Below are 21,705 nucleotides of genomic sequence, written 5' to 3'. Positions count from 1 at the left end.
GTGTTAATAACTATTGCACACAAAACCAAAAAAGTGCGGAAAAACCGTAACTGAAAGTAAGAATGCATTTACTTATGGCATATAAAAACAAAAAAGCCCAGAAAATTTCTGAGCTTTTTTGTCATTGTCATTATGCTATTTATCTTACAATCAGCTTTTCAGTAATTGTAGACGCTCCATTATTCAGTTGCACTAAGTAAACCCCTCTCATAAGATGAGATGTATTTATGGTATTTACTACATTGTTCAAGATGAGTTCTTTTCGCAATATGGCTCTACCTTGAATGTCGAATAGCGTTACATCCGTTTCTTCGGTCAACAAGCCTCGGATTACAATCTGCTGTAAATCCGCATCGCTGTATATCTGAAGCCTATCAAGTTCAGGAGTATCTGTAGATAGTGCTTGCTGTCCGAATCTTAGATAGAATCGTCCCGTACCCACTAAATCCGTGGTTGGATTGAACGTATAATCAGAGGTATTTAAATGTGTTATTGCATTCGTTTGAGTATCCTCTAAATAAATATCTTGGGTCACATTGGTACTCTCCAAACTAATGACTATCTCTTGCCCTTGTGCAGCATTAACTCCTAAAGGAATGATCGTAGACTCATTGGCATCACTATGGCTTATCGCTTGTATGGCCATATCCTTACCTTGGTTATCCTCGACTAACTCAGAATAAATTGAGAAACCAGAAGGGGCTCCGCCAAAATACTCAGCATCATAGCCTATATCTAATCCCAAAGTGGTATTATCATTTAAATAAAGCTCTGTTTCAAATATATTTGTAGCTGTCGTCATCTTTAAAATAGAGTGCCCAATCGTACTTGTATTTCGTCCGGCGATAAAATCATCAGATGTTCCAATAGCTCGCATTGATGGTGTAAACGAAATCGTAGCACCACCATCCTTTGATGACACAAAGAAACCTTGTCCAGGTGCTATTAAGGTACCTGGGTTTGCATCGGAATAGGCTTGGTTCCAAATGGTCCAATTGCTACCATTAGAATTATCTGCATCATAGCCATATATGGCGGCGCTAAATATGTCCAATTCCGAAATATTTGCCGCTAAGAAATCTGACAATGTAATATAGGTTGTATAAGGATTCCCTATAAGGTTCCATTTATCATAATTAGGTCCTGATTTTAAAATTGGAATGTCGACATTTCCGGTACTAACGATTCCAGAAAATGTAAAGGTGCCATTATCCGTAGAAGCTACTCTATATCCAGTACCGGCATCTAAGGTAGCCACTTCACCAGCTGTAAATATTTGGTATTCGTTAGTTGGTTTCTCAAAAGGACCGAACAAGTACAATGTCTGTCCCGCATTTGAATGAATATTAGTATTGTTAGACAAGAAATCCGTAAACAATTGTCCACTCACTGGAGGAGCAATTAAATCATTACCCCCAGCATTAGAATTTGCGTATCTATTATAATCAATACTACCTGTTACTGTACCATTAACCATAAGACTTGAAAATTCATTCGAATCCGAATCTAAGACGAATGTACCATTATTGGTAATATTACCATTTGCTGTAATGGCATTGGCTTTATTTAAATTTAATGTCGCCCCTGAACTAATCGTCATATTATTGATACTAAAGTTGCTTGTCGCATTAAAAGTACCATCTAAAATTAAGGCATCCTCTGCGCCTGTTGATGCACTAGGATTATTCGGTGTCCAGCTACCACCTTGATATACGAGTCCATTGAAGAGATACAAGGTATAATCCTCTACTTCTCCATACTGGAAGTCACCACAAGGAGAACCAGGTATTGTATTAAACTCTAACGATACTCGCATCCTTGTGTTTCCTGTTATCACGCTACTTGGAATTGTAATATTACCGTTCACAGAACCACCGCCAGTTACCGGTGACTGGGTGAAAACTTGTTCTCCACTATCATCAAAATCACCATCTCTATTGTAATCTATCCAAACGGCATATCCAACGGCATTAGTAGTGGCAACATTATAATCTGGTGTTAGGGTAATATTGTAAGTGGTATTTCTAGAAAGGGTTGTGGAAATTGACGTATAATCGGTGTATAACTGTGCCGTAGATGTATTATTTATTGTGTTTAATTGTACACCTGCTATCCCTAAGAATAAATTAGTATCAGTCGCTTGAGAGTCGCAATATACGGCGCTACTGCCTATTCTCATGTCGTCAATAGCTATATCACTTGCAAATCCACCACCGGTTGTACCCGTAAATCTTAATTTAACAGTTTGTCCTATATAGGCAGCCAGGTCCATATTATGGACATTCCATGCATCTCCTAAGTCTCCAGATTGTGAGAATACAGTAGTCCAGTTACCTCCATTATCCGTTGAGATCTCTACGACTAATGATCCTGTGTTAGCACCATACATATGATAGTTGAACGTAAAATAACTGTAATCAGGATCAGACAAGACAAAGCATGGACTTGTTAGCATTGCTGTGGCATTAGCACCGATCTCTCCCGCCGTACCATTAGCAGACGCCTCTATATAAAGATAATTACCACCTCCAGTAATATCGTCAGAAGGGCCTGTATTAGGTGATGGAGATGCACCGCTAAAAGATATCCAATCCCCATCATCTCCTGAGTCTTGTGTCCAATCCCCAATACCAGAATCCAAGGTTTCCGTATAAGGGAATGATGTGATTACTGTACCTGTACAGGGTACAAAAACTATTGTTGTAAATGTTACAGAACTGGTATAAGCCGAAGTCGAAGACGTACATCTAGTTCTCACCTGAACTTCGTACTCCGTCGTTTCGCTAAGACCAGAAATGGCGTAACTATTGGTAGATAAATCTGAAACCTCAGTCCATGTCGACGTTCCTGTTTGACGGTATCTAATGTCATAAGTCGCAGAAGGAATATTATCCCAGCTGATATCTGCATCAGAAGAGGTGATATTGTTTGCCGCTAAGCCAGTAGGCACCGTAGTTGCACATGGAATTTGTATACTTATAATTTTAAAGTCATCTAAGTAGAACCCTTCGGCATTAGCCGAGTAGTTTTCAAATGCATTTCCAGAATCTGATCGCAATCTAAATCTGAAAGACACATTAGAAGCCCCAAAAATAGACGCATTATTAGTACCATCTATGACAATTTCTTCCATGACCCACTTATCCATACGGTCACCGTCATAAATATGCCCAGAGGCAGTATTGCCTTGAAATGCTTCATCAGAAGTCCCTTTTGCATCATGGTCATTCGTACTCGATGACGACTCTGGTTTGCTATATTTTCCATTTAAATTGACCCATGTACTTCCATTGGTAGACGCTTGTAGTTCAACAAAATCAAAATTTCTTTCAATATCCCATTTGGCATAAAATTGAACTAAAACTTCGCTAGAGCTTGACAAATCATAACTACTAGAAGTCGTCAATGTTTCAGTAGCATTGTTAGCATAAGATCCTGTACGCAACGAATTACTGCCAGAATAAGCATCCGCAGTTGTATTATTCCATCCACTATTAGTCCAGCCTGTTAATCCATCGGTATCTGGGCTATGAGAAAACAGTAATGTCGGTTGATAATACTTTTCAATATTAATCTCATAAAATACACCAACATCATTAGAGAGTTGTATCTTGTATTCAATGACGTCATTAGGTTGAATGCTTGGGTCTAAAGTCATAGAAGCCGTGACATTGCGCTGCTCTAAAACCGTCATTCCAGACTGGGTTGACGGGGATACAATATTGGTAATGTTAGCGGATACCGGTGTTACCGATAAGGTAAAATCACTGGCCGTTTGGCCTATTCTTTCTATGGCAAAATCCAAGGTTGGAGATAAGCTTGATATATCACTTTGGGTTAAATCGTGAAATTTTGCATACTTACCACCGTGATAGGCTCCCATTAAAGAAATACGCATAGAGCGCTTGGCAATTGGCATAATATCTGTAGGAGTAGGCCAAAATCCTGTACCTCCATGTTCTGGTGTCGTTGCCAATATGTTTTGTCCAGATCCTACGGAACCATTGGTATCCATACTTCCACCAAGCATCCAGTCATCGGCAATACCATTGGCAGGCGTAAATATGGTGGCGCCAGATACGTATCTGTTATATTTGGTCATGTCTGCATGCATTTCGTGCATTTCATCTTCCCGACCAGATACAAAGCTTGGATTCCCTCCATAGGGATGCGGAATTGAGTTGGCAAATGAATGATTCCAAATACCCGTTTTAAAATTTCTTGCCAAAATAAAATCGACCATAATTTGGGTTTCTGGCTCAGAAGCAGCAGTGGGTCCTCTATAAGAATCACTGGTTGGAGTATTTGAAGAGCCGGTTCCTGCACTTCCCCAGAAATAATCAAAATTCCTATTTAAATCAACACCTCTATTCACAGAGGTATTTCCTGTACCTCCTGTGTTAGGTCTCAAGTTTTTTCGTTGCATCCCACCACCTGATGAATTCACATGCTCATTCCATCGCAGACCGTCAGGATTGACCACTGGTACAAAATACAGTTCGTTATTGTCTACCAATTCTTTAATGGCAGGATCGGTATTATAGTTTTCTATGAGGTACCACATAAAATACATATTCCCCATTAATGCACTTACCTCTCTTGAGTGAATCATTGAAGTAAATAACATTTGAGGTCTTGTACCTTCGGCTGTTGAACTTTCATTACCCGTAATTCGGACGTAATAAATTGTTCGTGGATCCCAACGGCTCGTACCTTGACCTGAATAGGTAAGGCCATTGTTGGTGATACTACTTGCCGGATTACCCCATGTAGTCTGTCCTGTTGGGGAAGCGTCCTGCTTCACAGAAACGATATCTAAACCATTTGTTTGGGAATAGGTTCTCATCTGGTCTAATTCTGCTTCCATCTCAGAAATGGTGTAGCATCCTCCCATAGAGCCAAGTTCCCAATTTAAGGGTTTGGTCCAATCCTTTTCATCGAGTTCGTCATATTGTAGATAATTGTCCAATATTTGACTAGATATAGATCCTCGCATCAGTAACTCCGCATCTTGCGCCGCTCGTGTTTGTGCATCTTCTAACTGCGCCGCCATAATGGCTTGAGGTAGATTATTTACAGCTCTTTGGTTATAAAACTCCTGCATATTGCTTATTCTAATAGTATAAGCTACGCCTAATTGATCCAAAACATTACGGTCGGTATCAGATATATCTATGGTTAAGCTATTGTGATTATGGTCGTGAGAGGCACCGCATCTTAAATCTATACCGCGTTCTGCTAAAAGATATTGAACTTGAGGAGTTGGATTAGTAATTGTAATTCTTGAGAATTGGTCTTGCGCCTCGATAAATTGCGATAACACAAATAACAAAGCGGTTAAGGGTAGGATAATTTTTTTCATTTGTTTGGGGCTTTCAATGAATTTTGTGAGCGCTAATATATTATAAATTATGTTAAAAAACGGATTAAGTGCATAAAAATTCGATGAAATGCAATCATATGTATGCCCTCAAATATCTAATTATCTATTTTTCAAATTATTATGTGTTCTTAAAATCTTATGAATTTTTTTTAGAAATAAGGCCCTAAACCGCGTTTGATAGTTGATTTTAACTATTTTTACGTATGCTTGATCATCGTTTACTCGCCGTTGAAACCCTCTCAATCTCATTTAAAAATGAGACCGAAGAGCAATCAATTATCAAGTCTATATCTTATTCTATTAATACTAATGAGATTGTGGCCATTGTAGGGGAATCTGGTTCTGGCAAATCTATATCCTCCTTGGCCTTAATGGGTTTATTGCCAAAACCTATGTCTAAAACTGCGTTGGGTTCCATTTTTTTTGAAGGCAAAGATTTGTTAAGGCTTTCAAATAAGGATTTTAAAAAGATTAGGGGAAACGATATCGCTATGATCTTTCAAGAACCCATGAGTTCTTTAAACCCATCTATGCGATGCGGGAAACAAGTTGAAGAGATTTTAAAACAACACTCCCAGTTGTCAAAATCAGAAATTAAAACCGAAGTACTGTCACTTTTCGATAGAGTAAAACTACCCAATCCCAATCGGATTTTTAGATCCTATCCGCATGAAATTTCTGGTGGACAAAAGCAACGTGTTATGATTGCTATGGCCATAGCTTGCCAACCCAAACTTCTGATTGCCGACGAACCCACGACGGCACTCGATGTTACGGTACAGAAAGACATCTTAGAGCTACTAAAGGACATTCAAAAAACAACTAAAATGAGTATTTTGTTTATTTCTCATGACTTGTCCTTAGTCTCAGAATTTGCAGATCGGGTTTTAGTGATGTACAAAGGAGAAATCGTAGAGCAAGGAGATACTTTGACCATTTTTAATCACCCTCAACACAGCTATACCAAAGCATTAATTGGAGCCAGGCCTTCTACAGCATATAGATTAAAAAAGCTTCCCACCATCAAAGATTTTATGGAAGATAGGATGGACCAATCCATAATTTCTGAGGAAGATCGTACAATACATCATAAAAAACTCTATGCGAAACCTCCCCTTCTTGAAGTTATTGATGTCGAAAAAGCATATCTAAAAAAAACAGGATTATTCTCTAAAAATATGCCCTTTAATGCCGTAGATGGCGTAAGTTTTAAAATATTTCCTGGGGAAACTATGGGTCTGGTTGGTGAATCCGGGTGCGGAAAATCGACATTAGGTAATGCCATACTTCAGTTGGATAAAGCGACTTCTGGAATCATAATATATAAAGGTAAAGACATTACCGCATTAAATAAAAGTGAATTACGTCGACTGCGTAAGGATATTCAGATCATTTTTCAAGATCCATACGCCTCTCTCAACCCGAGGTTAACAGTGGGCAATGCCATTATGGAGCCCATGAAAGTACACCATATTTGCAATACTGATACAGAACGCAAAGCTAAAGTTATGGAACTTCTGAAAAACGTTGGTCTAGACGATTCTGCTTTTTATAAGTATCCACACGAGTTTTCAGGTGGACAACGCCAGCGTGTAGGCATCGCCAGAACCATTGCGCTTGAGCCTAAACTTATTGTTTGCGATGAGTCGGTCTCTGCACTCGATATTTCTGTTCAGGCTCAGGTATTAAACTTGTTAAATGACTTAAAATCCCAATTCGGATTTACATATATCTTCATTTCTCATGACTTGGCGGTTGTAAAATATATGGCCGATCAGTTATTGGTCATGAATAAAGGAAAAATTGAAGAAATTGGTGATGCTGACAATATATACGCATTTCCTGAAAAAGCATATACCAAAAAACTAATCGATGCCATACCAAAAGGCCTGTAATTATGATATCTAGAATTAATAAAATAGTTTTAAGCTCCTTATGTATTATTCTTGTTTCTGCATTTACATACAGTACAAAAAATGATCTAAGACTAAATAATAACGATGACATGTTAGACCACAAAGTCGATTCACTTCTTGCCATAATGACGCTCGAAGAAAAAGTAGGGCAAATGAACCTTTACAATGGCTTCTGGGAGGTAACGGGTCCAGTGCCAGAAGAAGGCGATGCTAAAACTAAATACGAACACCTTAGAAAAGGATGGGTCGGAGCGATGCTCAGCGTGAGGGGTGTTGATAATGTGAGAAAGGTACAGCAAATAGCCGTAGAAGAAACAAGGCTTGGAATACCCCTTATTATAGGTTTTGACGTCATTCATGGCTATAAAACATTGAGCCCCATTCCTTTAGCGGAATCAGCGAGTTGGGATTTGGAGGCGATAGAGAAATCGGCAAGGGTTGCTGCCGTTGAAGCCTCGGCTGCTGGTATCAATTGGACCTTTGCACCCATGGTCGATATATCAAGAGATCCGCGTTGGGGACGTGTTATGGAAGGGGGTGGAGAAGATCCCTATTTGGGTAGTAAAATTGCTGCTGCAAGAGTTAAGGGCTTTCAAGGAAACGACTTAAGTCAACCCCATACCATTGCGGCTACTGCAAAACACTTTGCCGCTTATGGTTTTGCTGAAGCCGGCAGAGAATATAACACCGTAGACATGAGTATTTCAAAACTATACAATACCGTGCTACCTCCCTTTAAAGCAGCTGCCGAAAAAGATGTAAAAACATTTATGAATTCCTTTAATGACCTTAATGGAGAACCCGTTAGCGGAAGCAAGTACTTGCAACGTGATATTCTGAAAGGGGAGTGGAATTTTAAAGGTTTTGTAGTCTCTGATTGGGCTTCTATCAACGAAATCATTTACTGGGGGCGCGCCAAAGACAAAAGAGAGGCTGCTGAAATCGCTTCAACGGCAGGTTCTGATATGGATATGGAAGGCCATGTTTACATAAGAGAGCTTGTAAAACTAGTTGAAGAAGGTATCGTTGATGAAAGCATCATCAATGAAGCGGCAGGTAGAATTCTAAAAGTAAAGTTTGAATTAGGTCTTTTTGATAATCCCTACAAATATTGTAACAAAGACAATGAAAAGAAATTAATAGGTCAACAATCCCATCACGATGCTGTTTTGGATATGGCGAAGAAATCTATAGTCTTACTTAAAAATGACAACAATCTATTACCTTTAAAAAAAGAAGGGCAAAACATTGCACTTATTGGACCTTTGGCCAATGATAAAAATAGTCCTTTAGGCAGTTGGCGAATAGCTTCGGATGATCATACGGCAGTATCTATTTTAGAAGGTATGAAAGCCTACGATGGTAATGAAATTACTTATAAAAAAGGAGTGGACCTTGTTATCGGCAATACGGCGTTTATTCAAGAAGTAAAAATCAATACGACAGACAGAGCAGGCATGGAAGATGCCGTAAATGCTGCTGAGCAGGCTGATGTCGTAGTTATGGTTTTAGGCGAACATGGATTTCAAACGGGTGAGGGAAGAAGTCGAACGGAGCTTGACTTGCCTGGCTTACAGCAGGAACTCCTAGAAGCGGTCTATAAGGTTAATAAAAACATTGTTTTAGTCTTACAAAATGGTCGACCTCTAACTATTGAATGGGCCGCAGAACATATTCCTACAATTTTAGAGGGGTGGCAACTCGGTACTCAAGCGGGTAATGCCATTGCACAAGTCTTATATGGCGACTATAACCCTAGTGGAAAACTACCGATGACATTTCCGCGAAACGTCGGTCAAATTCCTATCTACTATAATTATCTGAATACAGGAAGAGCATCTAACAGAGAGGGTAATGTCTTTTGGTCGCATTATATAGACCAGAAGAATTCACCCTTATATCCTTTTGGTCATGGCTTAAGCTATACAACTTTTGACTATTCGGACTTATCTATTGAAAGTTCTGGCAATACGATTAAGGATGATGTCAATTTATCGGTGACGGTATCCAATATTGGAAATTACGATGGTAAAGAAGTTGTACAACTTTATATCAGAGACTTAGTTGGTAGTCTTGTTAGGCCGGTTAAAGAGCTAAAAGGGTTTGAACTTATTAGCCTAAAGAAAGGTGAAACTAAAAGAATAGACTTTAAACTGACAAAAGCAGAACTTGGTTTTTACAACAACGATGGTAAATTTATTATTGAGCCAGGGGATTTTGAAGTCTTTGTTGGTGGAAGCTCAGATACTAAATTAAAAGGCCGTTTTACTTTAAATTAATTTAAAAAAACATTCATGCTAACCACAAGGATTAAAGCATGAATATTTTCTTTGTTAACTTTAAAACACCTGAAATGACACGTGCCATATCTTTTAGGTTCGAAAGAAAAACACTTTCATTTAAAGTAGGTTCTGGTAGATTTGATTTGACTTTCATAAGTTAAGGTTTAGGTAGATTTGGGGCAAAAATCAATACATTAAGTTTATGGCAAATCTGGGTTAATCTAGTTTTTGATTTGGGATTGCTAATATGGCATAATATTTCAATTTATCTGCTGTAACGCTTTAAAAATCGATGAAATGCATTTATTTTTAACATTTGTAGTCTTATTCGTCTATTTTTCCTACAAAAAAACCACATCTTAAATGTGGCTAGATCATATAAAGTAAAACTCGGCGTTATAATTCCATCTCCGGTATATCCCCTTCTATAATTAAATGGCCCTCTGTGGCATTTTCGATATCTTCTACTGAAACACCTGGAGCACGTTCTAAAAGTTTAAATCCTTCAGGAGTTATCTCAACAACGGCCATATTGGTGACTATCTTTTTTACACATCCAACACCTGTTAAGGGTAAAGAACATCGCTTAAGGAGCTTAGACGCGCCTGCCCGGTTGGTGTGCATCATAGCGACAATGATATTTTCGGCACTAGCTACCAAATCCATCGCACCACCCATACCCTTAACCATTTTTCCGGGAATCTTCCAGTTGGCAATATCACCATTCTCAGCAACTTCCATAGCTCCTAATATGGTTAAATCTACATGCTGCCCTCTTATCATTGAAAAACTCATAGCAGAATCGAAAAAGGACGCTCCGGGTAAAGTTGTTATGGTCTGTTTACCAGCATTAATAATATCGGCATCTTCTTCACCTTCAAAAGGAAATGGCCCCATACCCAAAACGCCATTCTCACTTTGAAATTCCACCTCAATATCTTCTCTCACAAAATTGGCGACCAAGGTCGGTATCCCTATGCCTAGATTGACATAATACCCATCTTTTACTTCTTTAGCTATGCGCTTTGCTATTCCGTTTTTATCTAACATTACATTTAGTTTTAAGTCAAAAAGTGCCTAAAGTATTTAAAGTCTATATTTAAGCGCACTTTAAGTACTTTAAATTTTTAACTTCGTTGTCTAACAGTTCGTTGCTCTATACGTTTTTCGTAGTGTGCCCCTTGAAAAATCCGTTGCACAAAAATTCCAGGGATATGAATTTGATTGGGGTCTAATTCTCCTATCGGCACCAATTCTTCTACCTCTGCTACCGTAATAGCCGCAGCACCGCACATATTCGGATTAAAATTTCTGGCTGTACCCTTAAATATAAGGTTTCCTGCTGCATCTCCTTTCCATGCCTTAATGAATCCAAAATCGGCCTTAAAAGCATGTTCTAACACATACATTTTTCCGTTAAATTCTCTCGTTTCTTTGCCTTCAGCTACCTCAGTACCATAGCCTGCAGGTGTATAAAATGCCGGAAAGCCCGCTTGCGCCGCTCTAGCCCGTTCAGCTAAGGTGCCCTGGGGAATTAGTTCAACCTCCAACTCACCCGAAAGCATTTGGCGTTCAAACTCATCGTTTTCTCCAACATAAGACGATATCATTTTCTTTATTTGTTTCTGCTGCAAAAGCAAGCCCAAACCAAAATCATCGACACCAGCATTATTAGAGACACAGGTGAGTCCTTTTATATTGCGTTTTACCAATTCTGCAATAGCATTTTCAGGAATACCAGACAAGCCAAATCCTCCAAACATAAAGGTCATGTTGTCCTTTACCCCTTGAAGTGCTTCCGTAACTCCAGCTACTTTTTTATTTATCATAAAGTGGAAAATTATCTTCTGAAAAATACAAAAGACTAAGCAAATTTCATACTAAAATAAGCCTAATTATATGGATAAATGGTATGATAGAATTAGAAGTCTATATCGACATTATCGTCATCCTTAGTTTTTGAATCTGCTCCAAGATCACCTTCATCTACGGCTTCGCAATCCACATTAATGGAAAGCTCTTCAGGTTCTTCAAATTCGCCTTTAGACACATCTAAAGTTTCATCAGCGTAACAAGCTTTCATATATAAGGCCCATATAGGTAAGGCCATCGAAGCCCCTTGACCATAGGTAATAGTTCTAAAATGAGCAGCGCGGTCTTCGGCACCAACCCAAACTCCAGTAACCAAATTCGGTACCATGCCCATAAACCAACCGTCACTTTGGTTTTGCGTCGTCCCCGTTTTTCCTGCTATGGGATTATCGAACTCGTAAGGATAGCCCGTAATAATTTCTTTGTAGACGGCATCCGTAGCCCATTTATGGCGCAATCTTCTACCCGATCCGGCATTAGTAACTCCTTCCATAAGGTTAACAGCCACATAAGCAACTTCCTCACTAAGCACATCTTTACTCTCTGGCGCTACTTGGTACAATACTGTTCCGTTTTTATCCTCAATACGTGTTACCATCACGGGTTTATTATAAACCCCTTTATTAGCAAATGTCGAGTAGGCCGCTACCATCTCGTAAACACTGATATCAGCCGTACCAAGTGCAATAGCTGGTACTGCCAATATATCCTGTTCCACGCCTAGATTCTTGGCCATATCCACCACGGGTTGTGGGCCAATCTCATTCATTAACCGCGCCGTAATGGTGTTTGTAGAACTTGCCAAAGCATCCTTCAATGTTTGGATACCCGAATAGTTACCATCAGAATTTTTAGTGGTCCAAGATTCTGGATTACCAAATTTATTGGCTTCTATAGTGATGGGCGTTCTAGGAAATGAGTCGCATGGTGATACCTGCAATTGATCTATTGCTGTAGCATATACAAATGGTTTAAAGGTCGACCCTACCTGGCGCTTACCTTGCTTTACCATATCGTATTGAAAATGCTTGTAATTCATGCCGCCCACCCAAGCTTTTACGTGTCCTGTTAAAGGATCCATAGACATCATGCTTGGATGTAAAAATGACTTATAATAACGCATAGAATCAATAGGCTTCATTACTGTATCTACCTCGCCTGCCTTACCATCAATCCATTTAAAGACTGTCATCTCAACGGGTTCGTAAAAGGACGCTTCTATTTCTTTAGCTGATTTTCCCTGATTTTTTAAAATTCGCCAGCGCTCACCTCTGCGCATACCATCTTTTAGAAGCTTGTCTATTTCAGATTTGTCGAGTTCTAAGAACGGTGCTGTTGGATTTCGTTTTGGGGTATTTTGATGATCAAATTCCGCCTGCAACCTCGGCATGTGCAATGCCACAGCATCCTCTGCATACTGTTGCATGCGCGAATCTATGGTGGTAAACACTTTTAAGCCATCGCTGTACAAATCGTATTTAGTCCCATCAGGTTTTCTGTTCTTCTCGTCATTGGCCCATTCTTTCATAAATCCTCTCAGGTATTCTCTAAAATAGGTGGCTATCCCTTCACGATGGGACTCTGGAGTGTAGTTTAAGTCTAATTCTGTAGCTTGTAATGAGTCTTTGACTTCTTCAGTGATATAATCGTACTTATACATCTGCGCCAAAACGACATTACGTCTATTTTTGACACCAACAGGGTTTCTCCTGGGGTTATAAAGTGCCGAATTTTTAAACATCCCCACAAGCATAGCGGACTCTTTCAAATCTAAATCCTTAGGCTCCTTGCCAAAATAGATTCTTGATGCCGACCGAATCCCATCCCCGTTATTCCCGAAATCATAGATATTGAAATACTGAGCAATAATTTCTTCTTTGGTGTATTGACGCTCTAACCTTATGGCAATAATCCATTCTCTAACTTTCTGAAGACCTCTTTCTATCTTATTCTTCGAAACTTGGTCCGTAAATAGTTGCTTTGCTAATTGTTGTGAGATAGTACTGGCACCACCACCGCTTCCGAGTTTAGAAAAAGCTCTTAAGGTTCCTCTGCCATCGATTCCTGAATGGTCATAAAAACGAATATCTTCGGTTGCTATTAAAGCATCTACCAAAATCTTTGGTAAATCCTCATAGCCCACTGGTGTTCTATTATCATTAAAGTAAAACTTGCCCAGTGTTTTACCATCCGAAGAGATAATCTCTGTGGCGAGGTTAGTTTCGGGATTCTCCAGTCTTGTATGATCTGGCATTTCCCCCAAAAGTCCCCAGGATGCTAAAAGGAATAATAAGATTATGGCCAGAATCCCTCCTGTAAAGAGCATCCAAAACCATCTTATGTACTTTGAAAAATCTACGACTTCAGATTTGGTCTGTTTTGTTTTCTTTTTTGCCATACTACTCGTTATTGAACCTTTTCTACTCTAAACCCTATATCCGTTATACCTTCTAAATTAGTGACACCATTGACGTCCCCATTTTTTCGCATAGCATGTTGAATATTAACCAGATATTCTCCATGCTCACTGAACTTAAATAGCGATTTATACCCTCTATACCACAGCTTATTTTCCTTAATATCCGAGAAGCCCGATCCTAAAAGCTCTCCATTTGGAGCTGCCATTTTGTACTCTAAAGTGTCTGTAACGGCTTTCCCGTTTGGGTAATTTAATTCTACAATAAGAAACAAATTACTGAACTGATAATCATTTGTATTTCTTAGATTAACATAAAGATTATAATTGTCAATGGTATCTGGAGCTTTGAAATTAAAACTTGCGATAGAGTCTTTATGCCATTTATTCGGAACCGATTTATAGTCATCATACACCGCATTGGAATCACAACTTGTTATTAATAGTAGACTAACAAGCGCCCATAGTGACCAACTAGTTCTTTTTTGCATTTTGTTTTTGATTGCGGTTTCTGTTTCGGTTTTTGTTTCGATTCCTATTGTTTTTACGTTTCTTTTTTGATTTTGGACTATCGAAACGTGTTAAACTATCCTGACCTACAACGTTCTCAAATTCAGTTTTAGTGTCTAAGATATGTTCTACGGCATACTCTTCGAGGCTTATGACTTTTTCTTTTTTCTTGTTTTTAGCAATGATCTCGTTGGCTTGATCTGTAGTAATCACATGCCAATTCATCCATTCGCCTTCATAGGCATACCACATCAATCCTTTAAAAATATCGGTCTTTTGACAAACTGCTACACCCTTCTCCGTATAAAGCTTTGTGTCATTTTTAGGAAAATCTTTAAGCGCATCCAAGTAAGCGTCTAATTCATAATTCAAACAGCATTTTAGCTTTCCGCATTGACCTGCTAGTTTTAGTGGATTTAACGATAACTGCTGATATCTTGCTGCAGAAGTGCTTACCGATCTAAAATCGGTCAACCATGTAGAACAACATAATTCCCGTCCACAAGATCCAATACCTCCTAGTCGGGCTGCTTCTTGCCTAAAGCCCACTTGACGCATTTCTATGCGCGTTCTAAACTCACGAGCAAAAACCTTGATGAGTTCTCTAAAATCGACCCGTTCTTCGGCTGTGTAATAGAAGGTCGCTTTGCTACCGTCCCCTTGATATTCAATATCCGAGATTTTCATCTTTAAGTTTAAGTCAATAGCAAATTGACGTGCCTTGACCTTCATGGGTTCTTCCTTATCTCGTGATTTTGACCAGATATCTATGTCTTTCTGTGAAGCCTTGCGATAGATTTTTAATACATTCTCAGCATCTTCAATATCGATTTTCTTTCGTTTCATCTGTACGCGGACCAATTCACCTGTTAAAGTGACCATTCCAACATCATGTCCCGATTTTGCCTGAGTAGCAACAATATCGCCTATGCTAAGTGTTAGTTTTTCTGTGTTTTTGTAGTACTGTTTCCTTCCATTTTTAAAACGCACCTCAATTCCCATAAAAGGTTCTTGTCCATTTGGAAGGGACATATTGGCTAACCAGTCAAAAACCGTGAGTTTATTGCAGCTATCTGTACCGCAAGTCCCATTGTTTTTACATCCTTTTGGTTGACCGTCTTTACCAGTTGCGCAACTGTTACAAGCCATAAAAAGTTATATATGTAATCTAAACTATATCGTTTAGATAAAGGATTCGTAATTTATTAGAGAGTAAAGATACTATTATTTCTTTAGCTATTATTGGAATAAAATAGATACCTATAAGCAGAAATCAAAAAAGCCCAGCTAAAATTAACTGGGCCAGAATTCAATCCGTTTGTTTAGTCGTCTCAAATATATTTCTCAAATCCTTTTTGAAGGGCAAGTGATCCGCTCTTCCTTTTTTAAAGATATCGTTACTATTGCCTTGTCCTTTTCGCAATGCCTTCTGCTCTTCATAAGGTAGGTGGATAATTTCCTGACATTGTGTTGAACAACAGTTTTCCATTTTTTCCTTGCATTCATCACATTGGATAAACAATAAATGGCAGGCTTCATTAGCACAATTGGTATGCGTATCGGCAGGCTTTCCGCATTGGTGACAATTTGCAATTACATCATCACTGATGCGCTCTGAGCGACGTTGGTCAAAAACAAAATTCTTTCCAATAAATTTGTTTTCTAGGCCTTTGGCTTCTACCTGTCTTGCATAATTTATAATCCCTCCTTCTAACTGGTATACATTTTTAAAGCCTTTATGCTTATAATAGGCACTTGCCTTTTCACAACGTATACCACCGGTACAATACATGACCAAGTTCTTGTCTTCTTTATGTGCTCTTAAATCTTCTTCTATTAAATCCAAAGATTCTCTAAAGGTGTCAACATCTGGTGTAATGGCGTTTTTAAAATGCCCTATTTCACTTTCGTAGTGGTTACGCATGTCCACAAGAACTGTATCGGGGTCTTCGATAAGCGCATTAAATTGCTCAGCACCAACGTGAACGCCTTTATTGGTCACATCGAAGGTGTTGTCATTGAGACCATCGGCCACTATTTTATGGCGCACTTTTACTTTAAGTTTTAAAAACGCATAATTATCGTGTTCTATGGCGATATTTAATCTTACATTCTCAAGGAAAGTAATGGTATCGAGATGATTCTTAAAGGCATCAAAGTTTTCAGCAGGGACAGATAACTGGGCATTAATACCTTCTGTGGCTATATAGATTCTACCCAGAACATCTAAGGGCTCCCAAGCCAAATACATGTGATTTCTGAAAATTTCGGTATTTCCGATTTTGGCGTACTTATAGAAAGAGATCGTTAAGCGTTCTTTTCCCGCTTTTTCAATGAGTTCCGCTCTTTCTTTAGCACTTAAATTATTGTACAGTTGCATGCTATACTAATTTTAAGGTTAAAGATAAGGTACATCTGCACTAAAGTTTCGATGTATTTTGATGCAAAGGTATTCTTTTTGGTGAATTTGAATTAAAAAAGCACCTTGAATCTTCCAAGGTGCTTTTTTAACTAACCACTAACTTAAAACTAACTGAAAAAGTTTTTGCTTTAGCGCTGCGACTGATGTTTTTACTAGCAGCCGCTGCGCTTTGCATTTCACTAAACTTTAAATATTAAAAAGTCAATATGCATTTGAACTCTTTAAAAGATAATCATAGCAATTTTTTCCTTTTTCATTTAATAGATGTAAAAAGTGTAAAATGGTTGCGTCATCAATTGAAAAAAATAAAATAAGTGGTATTTTTGATATCCATTATAATTAACAATATAGAAAGAGATGAGTAGCGAAAAAGATGCAAAATTAAAAGCCTTAAAATTAACTTTAGACAAATTAGATAAAGCCTACGGCAAGGGAACTGTAATGAAAATGAGTGATCAGGCCATCGAAGATATTGATGCGATTTCTTCTGGTTCTTTAGGTTTAGATATTGCTTTGGGTGTTGGAGGCTATCCGCGAGGACGCGTCATAGAAATTTATGGTCCTGAGTCTTCTGGTAAGACCACATTGACCCTACATGCTATTGCAGAAGCCCAAAAAGCTGGTGGTATTGCTGCGTTTATTGATGCAGAACATGCCTTTGATCGTTTTTATGCCGAAAAATTAGGGGTGGATTTGGAGAATCTCATTATTTCTCAACCGGACAATGGAGAGCAAGCCTTAGAAATTGCCGATAATCTGATACGTTCTGGCGCTATTGATATTATCGTTGTGGATTCGGTTGCTGCCTTAACTCCAAAGAGTGAAATTGAAGGTGAAATGGGAGATTCTAAAATGGGGCTTCATGCACGCCTTATGTCCCAAGCTTTGAGAAAACTAACAGCGTCTATCAGTAAAACCAATTGTACCATGATCTTTATTAATCAATTGCGTGAAAAGATTGGGGTGATGTTTGGTAATCCAGAAACGACTACTGGTGGTAATGCTCTTAAATTTTACGCTTCTGTGCGCTTAGACATAAGACGTTCTACACAAATTAAGGATAGCAATAGCAATGTTATGGGTAATAAGACAAGGATTAAAGTTGTAAAAAACAAAGTTGCCCCTCCGTTCAGAACGGCCGAATTTGATATTATGTACGGTGAAGGCATCTCAAAGGTGGGAGAGGTCTTGGATTTAGCTGTCGAACACGATATCGTCAAAAAAAGTGGGTCCTGGTTTAGTTATGAAGACACAAAATTAGGCCAAGGCCGTGACGCTGTAAAATCTTTAATAAAAGACAATCCTGACCTTATGGATGAATTGGAAGAAAAAGTTAGAACCCTAATTAATGAGGACCAATAACAACCTTCAATAAAAAAATCCTGAAAAAATCAGGATTTTTTTGTTTTTAGACGCAACCCTTTAGCATTTTCTGCATCTATTAAGCGAATTGATTATATAATCTTATGAAAAAGTATAGCTTTTTATTAGTTTTATTGACCCTTGTGTTGAATGCTTGTTCATTGGATGATGGTGCTGCACCTAGCTTTAGTCTTGAAGTCATGCCTATTACCAATGTCGATATGCCTGACCAATTTGTTCATGGAGAAACTTATGCCATTGACGTAAGTTATGTGAAACCGACTTCTTGCTATGCGTTTAATGATTTTCTTTACGAAATTGAAGGTAATGAACGAACGATTGCTGTCGTCAATACAGTTTATGCTGATGGAAACGCCAATTGTACCGGAAACGCTGGTGAGGTGACCGTTAGTTTTGATTTTACGGTAACGAGCACAGATACTTATGTGTTCAAATTTTTTCAAGGTGAAGATCATACAACTGGATTAGACCAATATCATATTGTCGAAGTCCCTGTCTCAACAGGACGATCTTTAGGGAACACTCAAAACTGAAAGACTATTAATTAATTCTACTAAAATGTGAGTTTAGAACAACTCATAAAAAATTGTATAAAACAAGATGCTGAAGCTCAAAGCCAATTATACAAGCTCTACGCAAGTAAATTATTTTCGCTTTGCCTTAAGTATTCTAAAAACTATGCTGAAGCAGAGGATAATCTGCATGATGCATTTTTAACTGTATTTAGTAAAATAAATCAGTATAACAATAAAGGTTCTTTTGAAGGTTGGTTAAAGCGAATTGCAATTAATACATCACTGCAACGCTATAGGGATCATGTGGGAGTTTATGATATTGTAAATGAAGAACATATCGAAGACGTCTCTGTAGATATTAATGATGATAATCTGAGCATTGATTTTTTATTGCAAATCATTCAAGAACTGCCAGACCGCTATCGATTGGTTTTCAATTTGTATGTCTTGGATGGCTATTCGCATGTAGAAATAAGTGAATTAATTAATATTTCTACTGGAACTTCAAAATCTAATTTAGCAAGAGCTAGGGTGATTTTAAAGAACAAAATAGAAGATTATAAAGCGAATTTAAATTCGCAGTCATTATTATAATGAACGAAAACAAAAATATAGACAGGCTTTTTCAAGAAAAGTTTAAGGATTTCGAAGCAACACCTCAGGATGCTGTTTGGGATCGCATTAGTGAAAGCCTACCTAAGAAAAAGAAGAAACGCAGGGTTATTGCGCTTTGGTGGCAAATTGGTGGTGTTGCTGCTGTAATTGCCCTAATGCTCACAGTTGGTAGTTCTATATTTAACAACGATCCAGAAATTTCTACAGATACTGAAGTCGTTGATCATAAAGACACCAACGAATCCACCATTGAGGATACTACCAATCCTTCAAATACTAATCAAGATCCGATCAAAACGAATGCTGATGGCCATGAATTAGTCGGTTCAGATAACACTACTGAAGATAACGATGCTGTTGCTACTGAAAAGAGGCGTTTGAATACCAATGACGCATTCAAAAACCAAGACCCTAAAACCAACGCTATTGCAAATAGGTCTAAAATCGACGAAAAGCGCTCATTAACAGAAACAGCGCATAATCCTAAGACCATAAGCAATAAGAATGCCGATGCTAAAGTCGCTGATAACACGTCCTTGGAAGACACACAAACGAAAGCGACCATATTAGACAATCCAACAGCCAAATCGGTCATTAAAGAGACCATTAAAAACGATAACACAGCAGTTACCGATGGCAATAGTATACCGGAGACAAATCAACAAAACAGTAAGGTTGTGAATGCTGACACCGACTTAGAAAAGGAAAAGGAAACCGCACTGCAAGAAGATCCAAACAAAGAATCTATCGAGACCGCTATAGCGGCTCAACAGCATATGGATGAAAAAGAGAAAGAAGATGAACAAAACAGGTGGAGCATTGCGCCCAATGTTGCGCCTGTTTATTTTAGTTCTCTAGGGCAGGGGTCGTCCATAGACGCTCAGTTTAACGAAAACTCAAAGAGCGGTGATATCAATATGAGTTATGGTATTACCGGGACTTATGCCGTGTCTAAACGATTAAAAATTAGAGCCGGTGTTAACCGTGTTAACTTAAACCAAACTACTGCTGATGTTCTTGCCTTTGCTGGTGGTGACTTTGCTTCACGAGGAGTAGAAGGAGGAGAACAATCCCAAATGGGAAATATCACTCCCAAAACCGAATTGGGGAATATCACTTTTATGAGTGCAAATGTATTTAACAGTAGTACGTCACCTGAGCTTTTTAATACCAAAACGCCAGGAAATATAGATCAGCGTTTCGGATTTATTGAGGTGCCATTAGAGTTAGAATATCGTTTAGTGGATCGTAAATTTGGACTCAATGTCATAGGTGGGTTTAGTACATTTTTCTTAAATCAGAACGAAATATATGCGGATATTGATGGGACATCAACCTTAGTTGGTGAAGCCAGCAATATCAATTCTACAAGTTTTAGTGCCAACTTTGGTTTAGGGTTGGACTATAGCTTGTCTAAACAGTGGAATATTAATCTTGAACCTCAGTTCAAGTACCAAATAAACACCTTCAATAATACATCGGGTAATTTTAGACCATTTTTTATTGGAGTGTATACAGGACTAAGTTTTAAGTTTTAGGTTAAATTTAAATTAGGTTGAGTTATTGCGAACAGAAAGCAATGATGAATGCAATGATGATAAAAGCTACTCGTGGTTGGGGTAGCTTTTTTTATGAACTATAAACTGATTTTTAATGCTTCTAAAATTACGGCTCTCGCTTCTTCGTTTAGCGATTTGGTATCCTTAATCTCCAAGCCTTTTGTCGGTAAGAATTTATGGATTTTAGATCTCATTCTTCCCGGCCCACCACTAAAAAACGTGTATGAAAATCGTTTTTTATTATCGTAAAAAGTCATAGGAACTACAGGAATTTGATGATTTATAGCCAAACGAAATGCGCCATCTTTGAAGTCATCCAATATCACATCTTCTTCGGGCACACCACCTTCTGGGAAAATACAAATACTCAAGCCTTGTTTTAATCGCCTTTGCGCTCTTATAAATACGGCTTGTCTGCTCCTAGCACTACTGCGATCTACTAAAATACAGGTGCGTTTATAAAAATAGCCAAACAAAGGAATCTTGGCCAATTCTTTTTTCCCGACGAAGACAAAAGGATTTTTAACGGAGACCAGCATCAGCATAATATCGGTCATAGAGGTATGGTTGGCAATAAACATATAGCTTTTCTTCGGGTCTGGTGTTTCTTCCTTCATCACTTTATAATTAAAGCCCATACCGACCAAAATAAACCTTGCCCAAAACCGCGCTAACTTAAAAAAATGGGGATACCATTTGTCCCTAGATATGGATAGTAATAAAATGGGGAATAGTACTATAATTGGTAAGGCTACCAAAACATAAAACCAAATGCGATATAAAACCCAAAACGGATACTTTAATATGGCCATGGCACCAAAACTAAGTAAAT

The 21,705-nt window shown here is 38.3% G+C and carries 14 protein-coding genes; 6 read left to right on the top strand and 8 right to left on the bottom strand.

The window, feature by feature from the left end; all coding sequences use genetic code 11:
• Positions 1–139: 139 nt before the first annotated feature.
• Positions 140–5,362 (bottom strand): M14 family zinc carboxypeptidase, encoded by a 5,223-nt coding sequence (locus ACO052_RS04000; RefSeq protein WP_422106727.1) that lies wholly within the window; start codon positions 5,360–5,362, stop codon positions 140–142.
• A gap of 224 nt (positions 5,363–5,586) precedes the next feature.
• On the opposite strand from ACO052_RS04000, the gene ACO052_RS03995 reads away from it, so the two are divergent.
• Both ACO052_RS03995 and bglX read left to right on the top strand, forming a co-directional pair.
• A complete protein-coding gene (locus ACO052_RS03995) occupies positions 5,587–7,278 on the top strand; it encodes an ABC transporter ATP-binding protein (RefSeq protein WP_422106726.1) in 1,692 nt (563 codons plus the stop codon).
• A gap of 2 nt (positions 7,279–7,280) precedes the next feature.
• On the top strand, positions 7,281–9,578 hold the full coding sequence (gene bglX / locus ACO052_RS03990; RefSeq protein WP_422106725.1) for a beta-glucosidase BglX: 2,298 nt from the start codon (positions 7,281–7,283) through the stop codon (positions 9,576–9,578).
• Between the two features lie 399 nt (positions 9,579–9,977).
• On the opposite strand, the gene ACO052_RS03985 is transcribed toward bglX, so the two are convergent.
• The 6 genes from ACO052_RS03985 to ACO052_RS03960 all read right to left on the bottom strand — a co-directional run bounded on the left by ACO052_RS03985 (position 9,978) and on the right by ACO052_RS03960 (position 16,759).
• Positions 9,978–10,631: a CoA transferase subunit B gene (locus ACO052_RS03985; protein ID WP_422106724.1), complete on the bottom strand. Its 654-nt coding sequence runs from the start codon at positions 10,629–10,631 to the stop codon at positions 9,978–9,980.
• 77 nt (positions 10,632–10,708) lie between these two features.
• Positions 10,709–11,410 carry a CoA transferase subunit A gene (locus tag ACO052_RS03980; protein WP_422106723.1) on the bottom strand — a complete coding sequence of 234 codons (702 nt, stop codon included), beginning with the start codon at positions 11,408–11,410 and terminating at the stop codon, positions 10,709–10,711.
• Positions 11,411–11,502: 92 nt separating this feature from the next.
• On the bottom strand, positions 11,503–13,851 hold the full coding sequence (locus ACO052_RS03975) for a penicillin-binding protein 1A (RefSeq protein ID WP_422106722.1): 2,349 nt from the start codon (positions 13,849–13,851) through the stop codon (positions 11,503–11,505).
• An 8-nt stretch (positions 13,852–13,859) separates the two neighbouring features.
• The gene (locus ACO052_RS03970) at positions 13,860–14,360 is read right to left on the bottom strand and encodes a gliding motility lipoprotein GldH (RefSeq protein ID WP_422106721.1); all 501 of its coding nucleotides are present in this window, start codon (positions 14,358–14,360) and stop codon (positions 13,860–13,862) included.
• Positions 14,344–15,528 (bottom strand): PSP1 domain-containing protein, encoded by a 1,185-nt coding sequence (locus tag ACO052_RS03965; RefSeq protein ID WP_422106720.1) that lies wholly within the window; start codon positions 15,526–15,528, stop codon positions 14,344–14,346. The genes ACO052_RS03970 and ACO052_RS03965 overlap by 17 nt, the downstream gene beginning before the upstream one ends.
• Positions 15,529–15,688: 160 nt before the next feature.
• Positions 15,689–16,759, bottom strand: coding sequence for a rhodanese-related sulfurtransferase (locus tag ACO052_RS03960; RefSeq protein WP_422106719.1), 1,071 nt, complete (start codon positions 16,757–16,759; stop codon positions 15,689–15,691).
• Between the two features lie 399 nt (positions 16,760–17,158).
• Here ACO052_RS03960 and recA point away from each other — a divergent pair, with 399 nt between their 5' ends.
• The 4 genes from recA to ACO052_RS03940 all read left to right on the top strand — a co-directional run bounded on the left by recA (position 17,159) and on the right by ACO052_RS03940 (position 20,852).
• Positions 17,159–18,163, top strand: coding sequence for a recombinase RecA (gene recA, locus ACO052_RS03955; RefSeq protein WP_422106718.1), 1,005 nt, complete (start codon positions 17,159–17,161; stop codon positions 18,161–18,163).
• Between the two features lie 104 nt (positions 18,164–18,267).
• A complete protein-coding gene (locus ACO052_RS03950) occupies positions 18,268–18,717 on the top strand; it encodes a hypothetical protein (protein ID WP_422106717.1) in 450 nt (149 codons plus the stop codon).
• 27 nt (positions 18,718–18,744) lie between these two features.
• On the top strand, positions 18,745–19,293 hold the full coding sequence (locus tag ACO052_RS03945; protein WP_422106716.1) for an RNA polymerase sigma factor: 549 nt from the start codon (positions 18,745–18,747) through the stop codon (positions 19,291–19,293).
• Positions 19,293–20,852, top strand: coding sequence for a hypothetical protein (locus ACO052_RS03940; protein ID WP_422106715.1), 1,560 nt, complete (start codon positions 19,293–19,295; stop codon positions 20,850–20,852). The genes ACO052_RS03945 and ACO052_RS03940 overlap by 1 nt, the downstream gene beginning before the upstream one ends.
• A gap of 98 nt (positions 20,853–20,950) precedes the next feature.
• On the opposite strand, the gene ACO052_RS03935 is transcribed toward ACO052_RS03940, so the two are convergent.
• Positions 20,951–21,685, bottom strand: a complete 735-nt coding sequence (locus ACO052_RS03935; RefSeq protein WP_422106714.1) for a lysophospholipid acyltransferase family protein — start codon at positions 21,683–21,685, stop codon at positions 20,951–20,953.
• Positions 21,686–21,705 lie beyond the last annotated feature (20 nt).

Origin of the sequence: Winogradskyella sp., from assembly GCF_965228925.1 — a bacterium.
Lineage (GTDB): Bacteria > Bacteroidota > Bacteroidia > Flavobacteriales > Flavobacteriaceae > Winogradskyella.
Note: the sequence above shows the minus strand (reverse complement) of the source record. Positions and strands in the feature narration are given on the sequence as shown.

Bases quoted from the DNA above. Each gene is read 5' to 3' on its own strand.
- ACO052_RS03940 (WP_422106715.1), top strand. From the start codon at position 19,293: ATGAACGAAAACAAAAATATAGACAGGCTTTTTCAAGAAAAGTTTAAG.
- bglX (WP_422106725.1), top strand. From the start codon at position 7,281: ATGATATCTAGAATTAATAAAATAGTTTTAAGCTCCTTATGTATTATT.
- ACO052_RS03995 (WP_422106726.1), top strand. From the start codon at position 5,587: ATGCTTGATCATCGTTTACTCGCCGTTGAAACCCTCTCAATCTCATTT.
- ACO052_RS03975 (WP_422106722.1), bottom strand. From the start codon at position 13,851: ATGGCAAAAAAGAAAACAAAACAGACCAAATCTGAAGTCGTAGATTTT.
- ACO052_RS03980 (WP_422106723.1), bottom strand. From the start codon at position 11,410: ATGATAAATAAAAAAGTAGCTGGAGTTACGGAAGCACTTCAAGGGGTA.
- ACO052_RS03985 (WP_422106724.1), bottom strand. From the start codon at position 10,631: ATGTTAGATAAAAACGGAATAGCAAAGCGCATAGCTAAAGAAGTAAAA.
- ACO052_RS04000 (WP_422106727.1), bottom strand. From the start codon at position 5,362: ATGAAAAAAATTATCCTACCCTTAACCGCTTTGTTATTTGTGTTATCG.
- ACO052_RS03970 (WP_422106721.1), bottom strand. From the start codon at position 14,360: ATGCAAAAAAGAACTAGTTGGTCACTATGGGCGCTTGTTAGTCTACTA.
- recA (WP_422106718.1), top strand. From the start codon at position 17,159: ATGAGTAGCGAAAAAGATGCAAAATTAAAAGCCTTAAAATTAACTTTA.
- ACO052_RS03965 (WP_422106720.1), bottom strand. From the start codon at position 15,528: ATGGCTTGTAACAGTTGCGCAACTGGTAAAGACGGTCAACCAAAAGGA.
- ACO052_RS03950 (WP_422106717.1), top strand. From the start codon at position 18,268: ATGAAAAAGTATAGCTTTTTATTAGTTTTATTGACCCTTGTGTTGAAT.
- ACO052_RS03935 (WP_422106714.1), bottom strand. From the start codon at position 21,685: ATGGCCATATTAAAGTATCCGTTTTGGGTTTTATATCGCATTTGGTTT.
- ACO052_RS03960 (WP_422106719.1), bottom strand. From the start codon at position 16,759: ATGCAACTGTACAATAATTTAAGTGCTAAAGAAAGAGCGGAACTCATT.